The organism is Arthrobacter sp. MOO21, assembly GCF_057369995.2.
In genome coordinates, this window is the sequence record NZ_CM170671.2 from 4,209,837 (window position 1) to 4,227,743 (window position 17,907).

The window sequence follows — 17,907 nt, forward strand, 5'->3', positions numbered from 1 at the left end:
AGCCGCGCACGGTCAGGTCACCGGACAGAAAAGCACCACAGCGAAAAAGGACCCCTGCCGCCGGCAGGGGTCCTTTTCGTAGGCGAAAGCTAGGCTTTCTTCCTCTTTTCCGGCCAAGGGCCGAGCTTTTCGCGGTTGCTGCCGATTTCCCCGCCGCGCGTGGAGTCGGCGAGGTCGCCCACCTTGTGCACCTTCAGCGAGTTGGTGGAACCGGCCTTTCCGGGAGGGGAACCGGCGGCGATAACCACCAGGTCGCCATCCTCAACGAGCCCCATTTCCTCGAGGCTGCGGTCAACCTGCGCAGTCATGGCGTCGGTGTGGTCAACCATCTGCACCAGCACCGGCTGGATGCCCCAGGTCAGCGCCAGCTGGTTCCAGACCTGCTCCACCGGGGTGAAAGCGAAGACCGGCTTGATGGGCCGCAGGCGGGACAGGCGGCGTGCGGAGTCACCGGACTGGGTGAACGCACAAATGTACTTGGCGTCCAGCTGGTCTGCGATTTCGACGGCGGCACGGGTAATGGCGCCACCACGGGTCTTGGGCTTCGTCCCGAGCGGGGGGACGCGCTCGAGACCGTGGACCTCGGTGGACTCGATGATCCGGGCCATGGTCTTGACCGTGTCGATCGGGTACTTGCCCACGCTGGTCTCGCCGGACAGCATGACTGCGTCAGCACCGTCGAGCACAGCGTTGGCGCAGTCCGATGCCTCCGCGCGCGTCGGGCGCGGGTTGTCGATCATGGATTCCAGCACCTGGGTGGCTACGATCACCGGCTTGGCCCAGCGGCGGGCCAGTTCGATGGCGCGCTTCTGGACGATCGGCACTTCCTCCAGCGGCAGCTCCACGCCGAGGTCGCCACGGGCCACCATGATGGCATCGAACGCGTCGATGATCTCGGGGAGCTGATCCACTGCCTGGGGCTTTTCGATCTTGGCGATGACCGGCACTCGGCGGCCTTCTTCATCCATGATCTCGTGCACGCGGGTGATGTCGGTGGCGTCGCGGACGAACGAGAGCGCCACCAGGTCCACGCCGCGGCGCATCGCCCAGCGGAGGTCGTCCTCATCCTTCTCGCTCAGCGCGGGAACGTTGACGGCCACTCCGGGAAGGTTGATGCCCTTGTTGTTGGACACCATGCCGCCCACGGTCACCTCGGCGACGACCTTGACGTCGTCGACCTCGATGGCGCGCAGTGCCACCTTGCCGTCGTCGATCAGCAGCGCGTCCCCCACTCTGACGTCCTCGGTGAGGCTCTTCAGGGTGGTGGAGCAGATCTCCTGGGTGCCGGGAACGTCCTCGGTGGTGATGGTGAAGATGTCACCCACGGCCAGGGCGTGCGGCCCGTCAACGAAGCGGCCCAGGCGGATCTTGGGACCCTGCAGGTCCGCCATGATGGCGACGGCCTTTCCAAGGTCGGACGCGGCCTTGCGGACGTTCTCGTAGGTGTTGTCATGCACGGTGTAGTCGCCGTGGCTCATGTTCATGCGGGCGACGTCGACGCCGGCTTCGAGCACCGCGAGGGTGTTTTCGTAGCTGGCAATAGCCGGGCCAAACGTAGCCACAATTTTTGCGCGTCTCATATACCTACCCTATTGGTCACTTGCATTGGTTAAGTTGTCGAAGAGGTGAACCCTCGGTGCATCCCTAGAGGACGGCGATGGCGCGGTCCGTCGGCGCCACCGGCGCGGGCAGGATGGTGCTCCCCATCAGGTACTTGTCGACGGCGGCCGCTGCGGCACGTCCCTCGGCGATGGCCCACACGATCAGGGACTGTCCACGGCCGGCGTCGCCGGCCACGAAGACACCTTCGGTGTTGGTCATGTAGTAGCCGTCGCGCGCAACGTTGCCGCGGCCATCGAATTCGGCGTGCACCTGCTCGGTGATGCCCGCGGGCTCTGCTCCGGTGAAGCCCAGCGACAGGAACACCAGGTCGGCGGGGATGATCCGCTCGGTGCCGGCCTTCGGGAGGCGCTTGCCGTCGACGAACTCGGTCTCAGCTACCTTCACGCCGGTCAGCTTGCCGTTTTCACCGACGAACTCCACGGTGGAGGCGAGGTAGGTGCGTTCGCCGCCTTCCTCGTGGGCGCTGGCTACCTCGAAGAGGTTGGGGAACATCGGCCACGGCTGGTGGCTGGCGCGCTCCACGGGCGGCTGCTTTCCGATGGCCAGGGTGGTGACGGACGCTGCGCCGTGGCGGTGGGCGGTGCCGAGGCAGTCGGCGCCGGTGTCGCCGCCACCAAGGATCACCACGTGCTTGCCCTGGGCGTGGATCTGGTTCTCGATCGTTTCCCCGGCCACCGCGCGGTTGGCGGGCACGAGGTAGTCCATGGCGAAGTGGACGCCGTCCAGGTCACGTCCCGGGATGGGCAGGTCCCGCGGAACGGTGGCGCCGGTGCACACCACGACGGCGTCGTAGCGCCGGCGCAGCTGCTCCCAGGTGACGTCCGTGCCCACGGCAACGCCGGTCCGGAAGCGGGTGCCTTCCGCCTTCATCTGCTCGACACGGCGGTCAACCTGCTCTTTTTCCATCTTGAAGTCGGGGATGCCGTACCGCAGCAGGCCGCCGATCTTGTCGTCGCGCTCGTACACCGCGACGGTGTGGCCCACGCGGGTCAGCTGCTGGGCCACCGCCAGGCCGGCAGGCCCGGAACCAACCACGGCAACCGTCTTGCCCGTCAGGCGGGCAGGCGGCAGCGGGTTGACCCAGCCGTTGTCCCACGCTTCGTCGATGATCGAGACTTCCACCTGCTTGATCGTGACCGCAGGCTGGTTGATCCCCAGCACGCAGGAGGCCTCACACGGCGCGGGGCACAGCCGGCCGGTGAACTCCGGGAAGTTGTTGGTGGCGTGCAGGCGCTCGATGGCCTCGTCGCCCTTGTCCCGCCACATGAGGTCGTTCCACTCGGGAATGAGGTTGCCCAGCGGGCAGCCCTGGTGGCAGAACGGGATGCCGCAGTCCATGCAGCGCCCGGCCTGCGCCTTCAGCGTGCCCTTTTCCTGTGCCTCGTAGACCTCTTTCCAGTCCATGATGCGGACGGGAACGGGACGGCGCGGCTGGGTTTCACGCTGGCGCACTTTCAGAAATCCGCGTGGATCAGCCACCGGTAACCTCCAGGATTCGAGACCATACTTCTTCGCCGTCGGGGTCAAGGCCCTCTTCGATGGCGTCGAGACGGGTTTGCAGCACGGCCGCGTAATCGCGCGGCAGCACCTTGGTGATGCGGGCAGCGGTGTCATCGAAGTTCTCGAGGAGGCGGGCTGCCAGCTGGGAGTCAGTTTCTTCCACGTGCTTGACCAGCAGGCCGTGGACGATGTCGCGGTCCTCGGCGTCCAGCTCGCGGAGCTGCAGCTCGCCGGACTCAAGCGCCTGCTTGTTGACGCGGGTGGTGCGCAGGTCCAGGACGTAGGCGGTGCCGCCGGACATGCCGGCACCGAAGTTGCGCCCGGTGCGTCCGATGATCAGGGTCTGGCCCCCGGTCATGTACTCGCAGCCGTGATCGCCGATGCCTTCGACGACGGCCGTGGCACCGGAGTTGCGGACCAGGAACCGCTCCCCCACTTGGCCGCGCAGGAACAGCTCGCCGCTGGTGGCGCCGTAGCCGATCACGTTGCCGGCGATGACGTTGGTCTCCGCCTTGAAGACGTTGGTGCGGTCCGGGCGGACGATGATGCGGCCGCCGGAGAGGCCCTTGCCCACGTAGTCGTTCGAGTCGCCGAACAGCCGCAGGGTGATGCCCGCGGGCAGGAAGGCTCCCAGGGACTGGCCGGCGGTGCCGTTCAGGGTGACGTCGATGGTGTCGGTGGCGAGCACGTCGGTGCCAAAGGTCTTGGTCACCACGTGGCCCAGCATCGTCCCCACCGAACGGTCGGTGTTGATGACGTCCACGGTGATCTTCACCGGGCTGCGGTCCGTCAGCGCTTCGGTGGCCATGGTGATCAGGCGCTGGTCGAAGTGCTTGTCCAGCTCGTGGTTCTGGCCGGTCATGTTGCGCAGCGGCGCGTCGTCGTCGAACTCCAGGCCGTGCAGGATCGGGTCCAGGTCCAGGCCGTCGGCCTTCCAGTGGTCCACGGCGTCGCGGGTGTCCAGCACCTCGGCGTGGCCGATGGCCTCCTCAAGGCTCCGGAAGCCAAGCTCAGCAAGGATTTCGCGGACTTCCTCGGCCAGGAACTCGAAGAAATTGACCACGAACTCCGGCTTGCCGCTGAACCGGGCGCGCAGCTCGGGGTTCTGGGTGGCGACGCCCACAGGGCAGGTGTCCAGGTGGCAGACGCGCATCATGATGCAGCCTTCCACCACCAGCGGAGCGGTGGCGAAACCGAATTCCTCGCCGCCCAGCAGCGCGGCGATGACCACGTCACGGCCGGTCTTGAGCTGGCCGTCCACCTGCACCACCACGCGGTCGCGCAGGCCGTTGAGCATCAGCGTCTGCTGTGTCTCGGCCAGGCCGAGCTCCCAGGGAACACCGGCGTGCTTGAGGGAGTTCAGCGGGGAGGCGCCGGTGCCGCCATCGTGTCCGGAGACAAGTACGACGTCGGCCTTCGCCTTGGTCACGCCGGACGCCACGGTGCCGATCCCGACTTCCGAGACAAGCTTCACGTGCACCCGTGCCGAGGGGTTGGCGCGCTTGGCATCGTAGATGAGCTGCGCGAGGTCCTCGATGGAGTAGATGTCGTGGTGCGGGGGCGGGGAGATGAGTCCGACGCCGGGGGTCGAGTGCCGCGTGCGGGCAACCCACGGGTAGACCTTCTGCGCCATCAGCTGGCCGCCTTCGCCGGGCTTGGCACCCTGCGCCATCTTGATCTGGATGTCGTCGGCGTTGGTCAGGTAGAGGCTGGTCACGCCGAAGCGGCCGGACGCGATCTGCTTGACCGCGGAGCGGCGCTTGGGGTCGAGCAGGCGCTCGACGTCCTCGCCGCCTTCACCGGTGTTGGACTTGCCGCCCAGCTGGTTCATGGCGATGGCAAGCGTCTCGTGGGCCTCCTGCGAAATGGAGCCGTAGCTCATGGCGCCGGTGGAGAACCGCTTGACGATGCTGGAGACGGGCTCCACTTCCTCAAGGGGCACGGAGGGGCGCTCGTTCTTGAACTTCAGCAGGCCGCGAAGGGTCATCAGGTTGGTGGACTGGTCGTCCACGCCCTTGGTGTAGGCCTTGAAGATGTCGTAGCGGCGCTCACGCGTGGCGTGCTGCAGCCGGAAGACGGTCTCCGGGTTGAACAGGTGTGGCTCGCCGTCGCGGCGCCACTGGTACTCGCCGCCGCCCAGCAGGGGGCGGTGCGGCTGCTCGATGCCGCCCTCGGGGTAGGCCATCTGGTGGCGTGCCGAGACCTCCGCCGCGATCACGTCAAGGCCCACGCCGCCCAGCTGGGAGTGGGTGCCGGCGAAGAATTCGTCCACCAGTTCCTGGCCCAGGCCCAGTGCTTCGAAGGTCTGCGCACCGGTGTACGAGGCAACCGTGGAGATGCCCATCTTGGACATGATCTTCAGGACACCCTTGCCGAGGCCCTTGATCAGGTTGTAGACGCCATCCTGCGGGGTGACGCCCGTGACGTCGCCGGCAGCGATGAGCTGTTCCACGGACTCCATGGCCAGGTACGGGTTGACGGCGGACGCGCCGTATCCGATCAGGACCGCCACGTGGTGTGTCTCGCGGACGTCGCCGGCCTCGACCACCAGGGCGGTCTTGGTGCGGTTGGCGCTGCGCAGCAGGTGGTGGTGCACGGCGCTGACCAGCAGCAGCGACGGGATGGGCGCCCACTGGGCGTTCGAGTCGCGGTCGGACAGCACGATGTACTGCACGCCGCGGTTGATGGCACCGGAAACCTGCTCGCAGATCTCCGTGAGCCGGGCGCGCAGGGCGTTCTCGCCGCCTTCGGGGCGGTACAGGCCGCGGACCTTCATGGCCACGCGGTTGCCGTCGGCGTCCTCGATGTTGGCGATCTTGGCGAGCTGGTCGTTGTTGATCACCGGGAACGGCAGCTGGACCTGGGGCTGGCGGACCTGCTTGGTGTCCAGCAGGTTGCCGTTGGGTCCGATGGCGCAGGTCAGCGACGTGACCAGCTCTTCGCGGATGGCGTCCAGCGGCGGGTTGGTCACCTGCGCGAAGGACTGCACGAAGTAGTCGAAGAGCAGGCGCGGGCGCTTGGACAGCACGGCCACCGGGGTGTCGGAGCCCATGGCGCCGAGCGGCTCGGCACCGGTGCGGGCCATCGGGCCGAGCAGGATCTTCAGTTCCTCGGTGGTGTAGCCGAAGGTCCGCTGGCGGATGTTGACGGACGCGGCGGTGTGGACCACGTGCTCACGTTCAGGCAGGTCGTTGAGGTCGATCAGGTTGTCCTTAACCCACTCGGCCCACGGGTTGGCCGCGGCGACTTCGGCCTTGACCTCTTCGTCGTCGATGATGCGGCCGGCCTCGGTGTCCACCAGGAACATCTTGCCCGGGGACACGCGGCCCTTCTTGACCACCTTGGAGGGTTCGACGTCGATGACGCCCACCTCGGAGGCGAACACAATGAGGCCGTCCTCGGTGATCCAGAACCGGCCCGGGCGCAGGCCGTTGCGGTCAAGGGTGGCACCCACGAGGTTGCCGTCGGTGAACGACACGGCCGCAGGACCGTCCCAGGGTTCCATCAGCAGCGAGTGGTACTCGTAGAACGCACGCCGTGCAGGGTCCATCGTGGCGTGGTTTTCCCAGGCCTCGGGGATCATCATCATGATCGAGTGCGTGATGGGGCGGCCGGACAGCCAGAGGAGCTCAGCCACCTCGTCGAAGGAAGCGGAGTCCGAGGCACCGGGGGTGCAGATGGGGTACAGCTCTTCCGGCGAGTCACCCAGCAGCGGGTTGGCGAGCTGCGACTGGCGGGCGCGCATCCAGTTCCGGTTGCCCTTGACGGTGTTGATCTCACCGTTGTGGGCGATGGTCCGGAACGGCTGCGCCAGCGGCCAGGACGGGAAGGTGTTGGTGGAGAAGCGCGAGTGGACGATCGCCAGCTTGGTCTTGAACCGCTTGTCCGAGAGGTCCGGGTAGAACGGCTCCAGCTGGGCGGTGGTGAGCATGCCCTTGTAGACGATGGTCCGGGAGGACAGCGACGGGAAGTAGACGCCGTACTTGTTCTGGGCGCGCTTGCGGACACGCCAGGCGCGGGAGTCCAGTTCGTTCCGGTCCAGTTCCTCGCCGGTGGCGGATGCCAGGAAGGGCTGGGAGAAGTACGGCATGCAGGCACGCGCCATGGCACCAACGAGGTCGGCGACGACGGGCACCTCACGCCAGCCGAGGACCTTCAGGCCCTCGTCTGCCGCCAGGCCCTCGATGCCGGCCTTCGCAGCGTCGGCTTCGCGCTGCTCGGCGGGGAGGAACGCGGTACCGGCCACGTACTGGCCGGGAGCGGGCAGCTCGAATTCGGTGACAGCGCGGAAGAACTCGTCCGGGATCTGCATGAGGAGGCCGGCGCCGTCGCCCGTTCCCTCGTCGGCGCCCACGGCGCCGCGGTGCTCAAGGTTGCGCAGCGCGGTCAGTGCGGCGTCGACGATGTCGTACCCGGGTTCGCCGCGCAGGGTGGCGATGATCGCCAGGCCGCAGGCGTCCTTCTCCTGCTCCGGGTTGTACAGCCCGGCAGCCTCCGGCAAGGCCGCGAAGCGCTTGAACGGCGACAATGCAGTCTCAGGCTGATCCGGTTCGGACCAGCTGGGAGTGTGAAGAGTTTGGGTCATGGGAGACGTCCTTCCTCCTGATCGTGCGTATGGAAGGGACACCATTGGCCCCACTCGTCGGGCGCCGCTCACATTGGGCACAACAAAGTGTTACTTACTGGAAATTGTAGGTCAGCGCAGCCTGCCGAACTAACGGTTACGCAGGCTCCTGCCCTGGGCAACACCGGACAGCAGCTCTATGCCTTCCGGACGGTGCCCCATGCCACGACGTTGTGGTTTCGGGCCCTTCGAGCGGTGGCTCTGCTGCCCTGCGTGGCCGGCTCCCTACTTACCGGGGCCAGCCTCCGACGCGGATCCTGTGGCTGTGCTGCCGGAAGTTCCGGAAGCCGTTGCACCCGTTCCAGGCTTGGAGCCGGCCGGTGCCGCCTCGGCATTTTCCGTGGGGTCGGAAGCATGCCGGGAACCGCTTTGGTTATCAGGGAGATTATCACGCGAATCACTATCTGAGACAACGGGGTCCGGAGAACGGACGTCATCTTCCGCGCGGGCATCGGCGCCGGCTGCCGCGGCCGTTTCCGGTCCGTGGCCGGCCAGGTACACCGTGTCCGGTTCGGGGCGGCCCTTGAGTCCCAGGAGGATGAACGCGGCGAGGGCGGCCAGGAAGACGAAGATGCTGGTCCAGACGTTCAGGCGGGTGGTTATGCCGAGCAGGTTGATCTGCTCGGCGTCGTCGATGCGCAGTGCTTCGATCCAGACCCGGCCCAGCGTGTAGTACATGGCGTAGAGCCAGAAGAGCCTGCTGCGGCGGAAATGGAACCGCCTGTCGAGCGCAAGCAGGATCAGCACGCCCGCCAGGTTCCACAGGGATTCGTAGAGGAAAGTGGGGTGGAACAGGGTGTCGGCGGGCATCCCTGCGGGAAAGTTCGCGTTGTTGGGGTCGATCTGCAGGCCCCAGGGAAGGGTTGTGGGCCCGCCGAAGAGCTCCTGGTTGAACCAGTTGCCCCAGCGGCCCACGGCCTGTGCCAGCAACAGCCCGGGCGCGGCGGCGTCGACGAACGCGCTGAGCTTGACGCCGCTGCGGCGGCAACCGATCCAGGCACCTACGGCACCGAGGACGACGGCGCCCCAGATGCCCAGTCCGCCGCGTTGGATCTGCGGGATCAGCGAGAGGTCGCCGGTGCCATCGAAACCAGGCCCGAAGTAGGCGTCCGGCGAGGACACCACGTGGTACAGCCGGCCCCCGATGATGCCGAAGGGGATGGCCCAAATGACGATGTCCCAGACGCTTCCTTCAGGCGCACCGCGCTTGGCCCAGCGGACGGAAGTCAGCCAGAGGCCCAGGACAATCCCGGCCAGGATGCACAGCGCGTACGCGTGGATGCGCAGGCTGCCCCACGGCAGGGGGATGTCGAAGCCGGACCAGTCCGGGCTGGGGATGCTCGCCGGCACCAGGACGGCTGCCTGAAGGAGGGTCTGCATGGGTTACGCCCCGTCCTTGGCCTGGGCCGATTCCCGGGCGAGGCCAGTGCTGAGGTCCTTGGTCAGTGCGGCGACGGCGTCCACTCCCCCGTCGCGCACGGCCGCCACCAGGGCAGTGCCCACGATGACGCCTTCCGCGTAGGCGGCGATCTCCCGGACCTGGTCGGCGTTGGAGACGCCGAGCCCGACGCAGACGCGTTCCGCGCCGGCGGCGTGGGCAGCGGCCACCACGTCCTTGGCGGCCGAGCTGACGCTCGTGCGGGCACCGGTGACGCCCATGATGGAAACGGCGTACACGAAGCCGCGGCTGGCGTCCACGGTCCGCTGCATGCGCTCCGTGGTGGAGGACGGCGCAACCAGGAACACCCGGTCAAGGCCGTACTTGTCCGACGCTTCCATCCATTCGGCGGCCTCGTCCGGGATGAGGTCTGGGGTGATGAGCCCGGCTCCCCCGGCTTCGGCAAGCCTGCGGGAGAACTCATCCACGCCCATGCGGACCACCGGGTTCCAGTAGGTCATCACCAAGACGGCGGCGTCGGTCTTGCTGGTGATGCCGGCGACGACGTCGAAGACCTGCTTGACGTGGAAACCCTTGGCCAGCGCCTCGGTGGTGGCGGCCTGGATAACCTGGCCGTCCATGACGGGGTCCGAGTAGGGGATGCCGATTTCGATCAGGTCCGCACCGTTTTCGGCGAGGGCGATGCCGGCCGCGATGGTCTCCTCAACGCTCGGGTAACCAGCCGGAAGGTAGCCGATCAGGGCAGCGCGGCCCTGGGACCGGGCCTTGTCGATGGCTGCCGCCGACTTGCTGGTCATCTGGGCTTTGCCGGCCGTCTGTGCCATGTTGTCCATTCCTGCGGTGCTCACAGCTGCTCCCCCTCTTTGCCGATTTCCGATTCGGCGGAATCCTTGTCCAGCAGGTCGAACCATTCCGCAGCGGTGGCTACGTCCTTGTCGCCGCGGCCGGACAGGTTGACGATGACGATCTTTTCCGAAGCTGTTCCTTTTCCTGCGGAGGCAACCTCGGCGGCAAGCCGCTGGCCCACCTTGATGGCCCCGGCAAGTGCGTGCGAGGACTCGATCGCGGGGATGATGCCCTCGGTGCGGCACAGCAGCCGGAAGGCGTCCATGGCCTCGCTGTCGGTGATCGGCTCGTAGCTGACCCGCCCGATGTCGGACAGGTAGGAGTGCTCGGGTCCCACGCCCGGATAGTCCAGGCCTGCGGAGATGGAGTGCGACTCGATGGTCTGCCCGTCGTCGTCCTGCATCAGGTAGGAACGTGCGCCGTGCAGCACGCCGGGCTTGCCGAGGGTGATGGTGGCAGCGTGCCGGCCGGTCTCCACGCCGTCGCCGCCGGCCTCGAAGCCGTAGATCCTGACGGAGGGGTCGTCCAGGAAGCCGTGGAAGATGCCGATGGCGTTGGAGCCGCCGCCGATGCAGGCGCAGACCGCGTCCGGGAGGCGTCCTTCCTGCTCCAGGATCTGGGCGCGGGCTTCCTCGCCGATGACCTCGTGGAAGTAGCGGACCATGGCCGGGAAGGGGTGCGCGCCGGCGGCGGTGCCCAGCAGGTAGTGGGTGTTGCCGACGTTGGCCACCCAGTCCCGCAGGGCCTCGTTGATGGCGTCCTTGAGGGTCTGGGACCCGCTGGTAACGGGGATGACCTTGGCGCCCAGCAGCTCCATCCGGGCGACGTTCAGCGCCTGCCGGCGGCAGTCCTCGGCACCCATGTAGACCACGCATTCGAGGCCCATCAGCGCGGCCGCGGTGGCACTGGCCACGCCGTGCTGGCCGGCGCCGGTCTCGGCAATGACCCGGGTCTTGCCCATGCGCTTGGCGAGCAGCGCCTGGCCCAGGACGTTGTTGATCTTGTGGGATCCCGTGTGGTTGAGGTCCTCGCGCTTGAGGAACACCCGGACGCCTCCGGCGTGCTGGGAAAAGCGCTTGGCTTCGGTCAGCAGGGAGGGCCGGCCCGAGTAGTTCTTGTTCAGGTCATCGATCTGCGCACGGAACTCGGGATCGTCCTTGGCCTTGTTGAAGGTTTCCTCAAGCTCGTCCAGGGCGGCGATCAGGGATTCGGGCATCCAGCGTCCGCCGTAGTTGCCGAAGTACGGCCCCGGGGCGTGGCGGAGGGAACCGCCCTGCAGGAAGGCTTCCGCGGTGTTGTTGTCAGCGTTTCCTGAAGGTGCGTCAGCCATCAGTCCATCCTGTTCGAGAGTAAGTGGTCAAAAGTGTGCAGTCCGGCCGGGGCCGGAGGGGTTTCCCGCGCCGCGAGCCTCAGCCGCGTGCGGCGATGGCGGCGGCGCCGGCTGCGGTGAACTCGGCGATCCGCTCCCGCGGCGTCGCGTGGCTCACCAGGGCTTCGCCCACCAGTATTGCGTTGGCGCCGCTGGCGGCGTAGTGCGTGACGTCATCGGCGTCCCGGACGCCGGATTCGGCAACCACGAGCGACCCGGCCGGAATCAGACCCGCCAGTGAGGCAAAGACTGAGCGGTCGACGTCGAGCGTCTTCAGGTTCCGCACGTTGACGCCGATGATGCGCGCCTGGGCGGCCACCGCCCGCTCGATTTCCTCTTCGGTGTGCGTCTCCACGAGCACGTTCATGCCGAGTTCCCGGCTCAGGGCGGAGAACTCGTTCAGCTGCCCGTCCGAGAGTGCCGCGACGATCAGCAGGACCAGGTCTGCGCCATGGGCGCGGGCTTCCCAGATCTGGTACTCGTCAAGGGTGAAGTCCTTGCGCAGCAGCGGGACGTCGACGGCGGCACGCACCGCGTCGAGGTCGGCCAGCGAGCCGTTGAAGCGGCGCTGTTCGGTGAGGACGCTGATGACGGCGGCACCGCCGTCGGCATACTGCCTGGCGAGCGAGGCGGGGTCGCCGATGCTGGCCAGGTCCCCCTTGGAGGGGCTGCGGCGCTTGATCTCCGCGATGACTTTCAGCTGTTCCCGGGTTGGGGAGGTCCCGCCGAGGGCGGCCCAGGCGTCGCGCGCAGGGGCGGCGGCCTGTGCCCGGTCCTTCAGCTCAGCCAGCGAAACGTGCCGCTTCCTGGCCTCCATATCCTCCCGGACACCGGCGTTGATGTCGTCGAGAACAGTCGCCATCAGTGGCCGGAGTTCTTCAGCTTGCTGCCTTCGACGCCGTAGCCTGCCTTGCGCATGACGTATCCGAGGATCAGGCCCAGGACCATGACAGCGGCACCGGCGATGAAGATGGGGGTGCTGGCGATCACGAACGCGATGGCTGCGATGAGTGCGCCGATGAGCATGACGATGACGCAGGTCCAGGCTGCGGGGCTGTTGCCGTGGCCGAGTTCCTGGCTGTGGTCGATGGCGCCGGGGGCAACCGTGCGGGTGCCGGACTTGGAAACGGACGCAGGTGCTTTGCTCATGGAAAATCTCCTCAGGATGGATACTGCTTACATTCTGCCATTTTTTGGGCGCCGTCCGCGTACCGCGGGCGTCTGCCCGGACCGCCGGAGGGTGCGCGGTTGGCTTAGGTGGGGTCGTCGCCCCGGGACAACCGGTCCCAGCTGTCGATTTCGTCCACTGGGCCGGTGGGTGCGGCGGCCCCAGCGGTTCCCGGAGCGTCATATTTGGTCCGCGTGCGCCAGTGCCGGGATGCCGGAATGACCAGCAGGGCGGCCAAGGCCAGCAGGCAGCCGGCGACGACGGCGAGCACCGGGAAGGCGGTCACGTCCACGTGCGCCGGGCTTCCCGAAATGCCCGTTGCGGCCGCGATGGATCCCTGCGCCGCCGTCAGCGGGTCGGCCAGGACCGTGGCGGCGGCAGCGGCCACGCCGGCTGCCGCGAGGACAATGATGGCGGTGATGATCCAGCGGGCGATCCTGCCGGCGATGGCTGCGGCGAGGCCGCCGGCGAGGGCCACCAGCGCGAGGGCCGTCACCGTGGTGGCGGCTTTGCTGCCCTGGACCTGCAGGGCGTTCTGCGAGGCTCCGGCCTGGCCCACCTGGTCCGGGTCCAGCATGACGGTCAGCCAGGTTTGCGTGGTGGTGCCGAAGGCGGCCAGGGCCAGCAATGCGATCAGCAGCACCAGGGTGGACTTCCTCGCCCAGAACGGTGCGCTGCCGGCCTTACTGGCCTTCCCTGCCTGCCCGGCCTCGAGTCCGGCGTCGGGCATCAGGAGTCCGTCCCGCCAGGCAGCGACTCAGCAGAGATGTTGTGCAGCGATCCCGCCGTGTGCACCGCGCGCAGGGGGGCTGCCGCCTTGTTGACCGTCTCCAGGGCCTCGGTGGGGTTGACGGAATCGGCCACGATGCCGCCGCCGGCCTGCACGTACGCACGGCCCTCCCGGATCAGGGCGGAACGGATCGCGATGGCCATGTCCATGTCACCGGCGAAGTCGAGGTAGCCCACCACTCCGCCGTAGATGCCGCGGCGGTGTGGCTCCAGTTCGTCCAGGAGGCGCAGGGCGCGGGGCTTGGGTGCGCCGGACAGCGTGCCGGCCGGGAACGTTGCCTTCAGGACGTCGTACGCCTTGGCGCCAGGAGCCAGCTGCCCGACGACGGTGGACACCAGGTGCATGATGTGGCTGAAGCGCTCCACTTCCATGAACTGCGTGACGTCCACGGTTCCGGCCACGCAGACCTTGGAAAGATCGTTGCGGGACAGGTCCACCAGCATCAGGTGCTCGGCGCGTTCCTTCTGGTCGGCCAGGAGTTCCTCGGCCAGGGCCTTGTCAGCTTCCACGGTCTTGCCGCGCGGGCGTGAGCCGGCGATGGGATGGGTGATGACTTCCCCGCCGGTGACCGTCACCAGGGCTTCCGGCGAGGAGCCGACGATCGAGTACTCCCGGCCGTCGGCGTCCGCCAGGCTGAAGATGTACATGTAGGGGCTGGGGTTGGTGTTCCGCAGGACGCGGTACACGTCCAGGGCGGGGGCCTGGCATTCCATCTCGAAGCGGCGCGAGATCACCACCTGGAAGACCTCGCCGTCCACGATGGCTTCCTTGCCGCGGTCCAGGGCGGCCAGGTACTCGGCCTCGTCCCAGCGTTCCTGGACACTGGAGGCGAAGTCCAGCGCCGCCGGCGTCAGCACGGAGACGGGCTGCACCACGGGCGCGCTGATCTTCGCCAGGAGTTCCTTGACCCGGGCCACGGCGTCGTGCCAGGCCTCGTCGACCCGTTCGGAGCTGTTGTCGAAGTTGATGGCGTTGGCGATCAGCAGGACCGTGCCGTCCACATTGTCATGCACGGCCATGTCGGTGACCAGGTTGAGGGCCATCTCGGGCAGCTGCAGGTCATCCTCCGGCGGGCTCACCAGCCGCTCCCAGTGCCGGACCGTTTCCCAGCCCAGGAAACCCACCAGGCCCGAGGTGAAGGGCGGCAGGCCCTCGAACCGGTCGGTGCGCAGGGCCTCGATGGTGTCACGGACGGCGTCCACTGGGCTGCCGTCCACCGGTACCCCGGCAGGAGGTTCGCCCAGCCAGTGTGCCTGGCCGTCCTTGGTGGTCAGGGTTGCCCGTGACCGCGCGCCAATGAAGGAGTAGCGTGACCAGGCGCCGCCGACGGCCGCCGATTCCATCAGGAACGTACCGGGCTGCCCCTGGGCCAGTTTCCGGTAGAGGCCGATGGGGGTTTCGGCGTCGGCGAGGACCTTGAGCCTGACCGGGATGACGCGGCTGTGGCCGGCAAGTTCCCGGAACTCCTCAAGTGTCGGGCTGATGGTTCCAAGGTCCTGCATGGCTTTGCTTGTCCGCCTGTTCTTCGAAAGGGCCGGCCCTCCAGGCTCCTTGATTCTGCTTCCTGGAATGGCCGTGGTCCCGGGTGGACCGGCGGCCGGGCAGCCTGTCCGGCCTAGTCCGCCTGGCCCGTTGCAACGTCGAGCGCCCTGCCGTCGAAGCAGGTGCGGGTGCCGGTGTGGCAGGCGGCACCCACCTGGTCCACGCGCACCAGCAGAGCGTCGCCGTCGCAATCCATCGCTACGGATTTGACCCACTGGACGTGCCCGGAGGTGTCGCCCTTGCGCCAGTACTCCTGGCGGGAACGGGAGTAGAAGGTGACGCGGCCGGTGGTCATGGTCCGGTGCAGCGCCTCGTCATCCATCCAGCCGAGCATCAGGACTTCGTTGGTGTCGTACTGCTGCACTACGGCGGCAACGAGGCCAGCGGCGTCGCGCTTGAGGGCTGCGGCCACGTCTTCGGGGAGCGGGCCGGCAGCCGTCACGGCGGACGGCGGCGGCACGGATTCCACGGACGGGGACGCGGCGGATCCTGCGGTTTGGGCGGGGGTTTGCTGCTCAGACATCGGGTCAAGTCTAGTGCCTTCCCCGGCACCCTTTCCCGATGTGAACAACGGCACGCCAGCGGCGGCTCCCGTGCTGCCCAAGTCCGCGGCTCTCGTGCTAGTTTTCCAAGTGATGCATTTCGTCGAACCGTCCCGAGAAGTCCTGGCCGAAACCTTGCTTGCGGCCGGTCCTGACGCGCCCACATTGTGCAAGGGCTGGCGCACCAGGGACCTCGCCGCGCACCTCTACCTGCGGGAACGGAAGGCAGCAGTCGGGCTGGGCCTGGTGATCAAGCGCCTCGCCAAGGCCTCGGACCAGGCCACCGCCAGGCTGGCGGCCAAGCTCACCAGCAACGAGGACTATGCCCGGCTGGTGAACACGTTCCGCGCGGGCCCGCCTGCTTTCTCGCCCATGAGCATCAAGGCGCTGGACGAAAGCGCCAACCTGATCGAGTACTTCGTGCACACCGAGGACGTCCGGCGCGCCGTGGACCGGTGGGCGCCCCGGGCACTGGATGAGGCCTACTCGGACGCCCTCTGGGATGAACTGGTCAAGCGTGCCGCCATCTTGTACCGCGGCGTGGACCTGGGCATTGTCCTGGTCCGGCCGTCGGGCCCCCGCCACGTTGCCAAGCGCGCACCTGTCTCGGTGGCCATCGTCGGTGAGCCGGGCGAACTGCTGATGCATGCCCACGGGCGCACCCGCCACGCGCTGGTCACCTTCGAAGGCCAGCCCGACGCCGTCGCCCTCCTCCAGTCAGCCGAAGTAGGGCTCTAAAAAACAAATGCCAGGTCACTTGCCGTGACCTGGCATTTGTTTCCTGCGGTAGGGATTACCTGACTTCGAAGCCTGCTTCGCGGATGGCGTCCTTGACCTGCGACATCATGTCGTCCGGTCCCCAGTGGAAGATGGACGCCGCCAGCACGGCATCCGCACCTGCAGCCACCGCCGGCGGGAAGTGCGCCGGCTCTCCCGCGCCGCCGGAAGCGATGATGGGAACCCTGACGGCGGCCCGGACCAGCTTGATGAGCTCGAGGTCGAAGCCGTCCTTGGTGCCGTCGGCGTCGATGGAGTTGAGAAGGATCTCCCCTACGCCGCGGTCGGCTGCTTCCTTGGCCCATTCAATGGCGTCGATGCCGGTGCCGGTACGCCCGCCGTGGGTGGTGACTTCAAACCCCGACGCCGTGGGCCGGGATCCCGGGCGGGTGCGGCGCGCATCCACGGACAGGACCAGGACCTGGGAGCCGAAATGGCGGGTGATTTCGTCGATGACGTCCGGCCTCGCGACGGCTGCCGTGTTGATCGAAGCCTTGTCCGCGCCGTAGCGCAGCAGCTTGTCCACCTCCGCCACGCCACGGACACCACCGCCGACGGTGAGCGGAATGAAGACTTCCTCTGCGGTGCGGCGGACGACGTCGAACGTGGTTTCCCGGTTGCCCGAGGAGGCCGTCACATCAAGGAACGTGAGTTCGTCTGCGCCGGCGTTGTCATAGCGGTGCGCCAGTTCAACGGGGTCGCCGGCATCGCGGAGGCCCTCGAAGTTGACGCCCTTGACGACGCGTCCGGCGTCAACGTCGAGGCAGGGAATGACCCGTACTGCTACTGCCATGGGAACTCCTGGATATTCTGCGGTGCTGGGATTGCCGGTGTCAGATGCGGCAGGCGTGGATGCTGCTGACCAGGATGGCGCGGGCGCCGAGGTCGTACAGCTCATCCATGATCCGGTTGGTTTCCTTCTTGGGCACCATGGACCGGACGGCGACCCAGTCGGAGTCGCGCAGCGGGGAGACCGTGGGCGATTCAAGGCCGGGGGTCAGGCCGGCCGCCTTCTCCACGAGTTCCTTGCGGATGTCGTAGTCCATCAGGACGTACTGGCGGGCCACGAGGACGCCCTGCAGGCGGCGGATCAGGACGTCGATTTCCTTGGCCGTGCCGTTGGCGGCGCCGCCGTTTCCGGTGCGGCGGATCAGGACGGCCTCGGACTTGAGGATGGGATCGCCGAAGATTTCCATCCCGGCGGCCTTGAGCGTATTGCCGGTTTCCACGACGTCGGCGATGGCATCAGCGACGCCGAGGCGGACGGAGGATTCCACGGCGCCGTCCAGCCGGACCACCTTGGCGTTGATTCCGCGCTCCGCCAGGTAGTTGCGCAGCAGGCCGTCATAGCTGGTGGCAAGGCGCTTGCCTTCGAGCTCCGCGGCGGAGCTGAAGTTCCCTACGGGACCGGCGAAGCGGAAGGTGGACGCCGCGAACCCCAGCGGAAGCAGTTCTTCGGCTTCCACCTCGGCGTCCAACAGCAGGTCCCGGCCGGTGATGCCGACGTCGAGCGTTCCCTGGCCGACATAGACCGCGATGTCGCGGGGGCGGAGGAAGAAGAACTCGATGTCGTTGTCGGGGTCAACCATGACCAGCTCGCGGCTGTCGCGCCGTTGCCGGTATCCGGCTTCGGAGAGCATGGCAGAGGCGGCTTCGGACAGGGAGCCCTTGTTGGGGACGGCTACGCGCAGCATGGGGGTTTCTTTCTTGGTGGAAGGTCTATGTTT

The 17,907-nt window shown here is 67.4% G+C and carries 14 protein-coding genes; 1 reads left to right on the plus strand and 13 read right to left on the minus strand.

Features of this window, described 5'->3' with window-relative positions:
• Positions 1-89: 89 nt before the first annotated feature.
• The 11 genes from pyk to hisI all read right to left on the minus strand — a co-directional run bounded on the left by pyk (position 90) and on the right by hisI (position 15,384).
• Positions 90-1,580, minus strand: a complete 1,491-nt coding sequence (gene pyk / locus AC2JAJ_RS19615) for a pyruvate kinase (protein WP_473697440.1) — start codon at positions 1,578-1,580, stop codon at positions 90-92.
• 64 nt (positions 1,581-1,644) lie between these two features.
• Positions 1,645-3,102 carry a glutamate synthase subunit beta gene (locus AC2JAJ_RS19620; protein ID WP_221387610.1) on the minus strand — a complete coding sequence of 486 codons (1,458 nt, stop codon included), beginning with the start codon at positions 3,100-3,102 and terminating at the stop codon, positions 1,645-1,647.
• Positions 3,095-7,708 carry a glutamate synthase large subunit gene (gene gltB, locus AC2JAJ_RS19625; RefSeq protein ID WP_486414806.1) on the minus strand — a complete coding sequence of 1,538 codons (4,614 nt, stop codon included), beginning with the start codon at positions 7,706-7,708 and terminating at the stop codon, positions 3,095-3,097. Before gltB ends, AC2JAJ_RS19620 begins: the two co-directional genes overlap by 8 nt.
• 264 nt (positions 7,709-7,972) lie before the next feature.
• The gene (gene lgt / locus AC2JAJ_RS19630) at positions 7,973-9,127 is read right to left on the minus strand and encodes a prolipoprotein diacylglyceryl transferase (RefSeq protein WP_486414805.1); all 1,155 of its coding nucleotides are present in this window, start codon (positions 9,125-9,127) and stop codon (positions 7,973-7,975) included.
• A gap of 3 nt (positions 9,128-9,130) precedes the next feature.
• The gene (gene trpA, locus AC2JAJ_RS19635; RefSeq protein ID WP_221387658.1) at positions 9,131-9,970 is read right to left on the minus strand and encodes a tryptophan synthase subunit alpha; all 840 of its coding nucleotides are present in this window, start codon (positions 9,968-9,970) and stop codon (positions 9,131-9,133) included.
• A 20-nt stretch (positions 9,971-9,990) separates the two neighbouring features.
• Entirely contained in the window at positions 9,991-11,322 is a 1,332-nt protein-coding gene (gene trpB / locus AC2JAJ_RS19640; protein WP_473697444.1) for a tryptophan synthase subunit beta, read from the minus strand.
• Positions 11,323-11,401: 79 nt separating this feature from the next.
• Entirely contained in the window at positions 11,402-12,223 is an 822-nt protein-coding gene (gene trpC / locus AC2JAJ_RS19645; protein ID WP_221387606.1) for an indole-3-glycerol phosphate synthase TrpC, read from the minus strand.
• A complete protein-coding gene (locus AC2JAJ_RS19650; protein WP_221387605.1) occupies positions 12,223-12,510 on the minus strand; it encodes an HGxxPAAW family protein in 288 nt (95 codons plus the stop codon). Before AC2JAJ_RS19650 ends, trpC begins: the two co-directional genes overlap by 1 nt.
• Positions 12,511-12,614: 104 nt before the next feature.
• Positions 12,615-13,259, minus strand: a complete 645-nt coding sequence (locus tag AC2JAJ_RS19655; RefSeq protein WP_501053269.1) for a Trp biosynthesis-associated membrane protein — start codon at positions 13,257-13,259, stop codon at positions 12,615-12,617.
• Complete coding sequence (locus AC2JAJ_RS19660) at positions 13,259-14,821, minus strand: anthranilate synthase component I (RefSeq protein WP_221387603.1); 1,563 nt, start codon at positions 14,819-14,821, stop codon at positions 13,259-13,261. The genes AC2JAJ_RS19655 and AC2JAJ_RS19660 overlap by 1 nt, the downstream gene beginning before the upstream one ends.
• A gap of 113 nt (positions 14,822-14,934) precedes the next feature.
• The gene (gene hisI / locus AC2JAJ_RS19665; RefSeq protein ID WP_501053270.1) at positions 14,935-15,384 is read right to left on the minus strand and encodes a phosphoribosyl-AMP cyclohydrolase; all 450 of its coding nucleotides are present in this window, start codon (positions 15,382-15,384) and stop codon (positions 14,935-14,937) included.
• 112 nt (positions 15,385-15,496) lie between these two features.
• Here hisI and AC2JAJ_RS19670 point away from each other — a divergent pair, with 112 nt between their 5' ends.
• Positions 15,497-16,141 carry a TIGR03085 family metal-binding protein gene (locus tag AC2JAJ_RS19670; RefSeq protein WP_221387601.1) on the plus strand — a complete coding sequence of 215 codons (645 nt, stop codon included), beginning with the start codon at positions 15,497-15,499 and terminating at the stop codon, positions 16,139-16,141.
• Positions 16,142-16,196: 55 nt separating this feature from the next.
• On the opposite strand, the gene hisF is transcribed toward AC2JAJ_RS19670, so the two are convergent.
• Both hisF and hisG read right to left on the minus strand, forming a co-directional pair.
• Positions 16,197-16,973 (minus strand): imidazole glycerol phosphate synthase subunit HisF, encoded by a 777-nt coding sequence (gene hisF / locus AC2JAJ_RS19675; protein ID WP_221387600.1) that lies wholly within the window; start codon positions 16,971-16,973, stop codon positions 16,197-16,199.
• 40 nt (positions 16,974-17,013) lie between these two features.
• Positions 17,014-17,874, minus strand: coding sequence for an ATP phosphoribosyltransferase (gene hisG, locus AC2JAJ_RS19680; protein WP_221387599.1), 861 nt, complete (start codon positions 17,872-17,874; stop codon positions 17,014-17,016).
• Positions 17,875-17,907 lie beyond the last annotated feature (33 nt).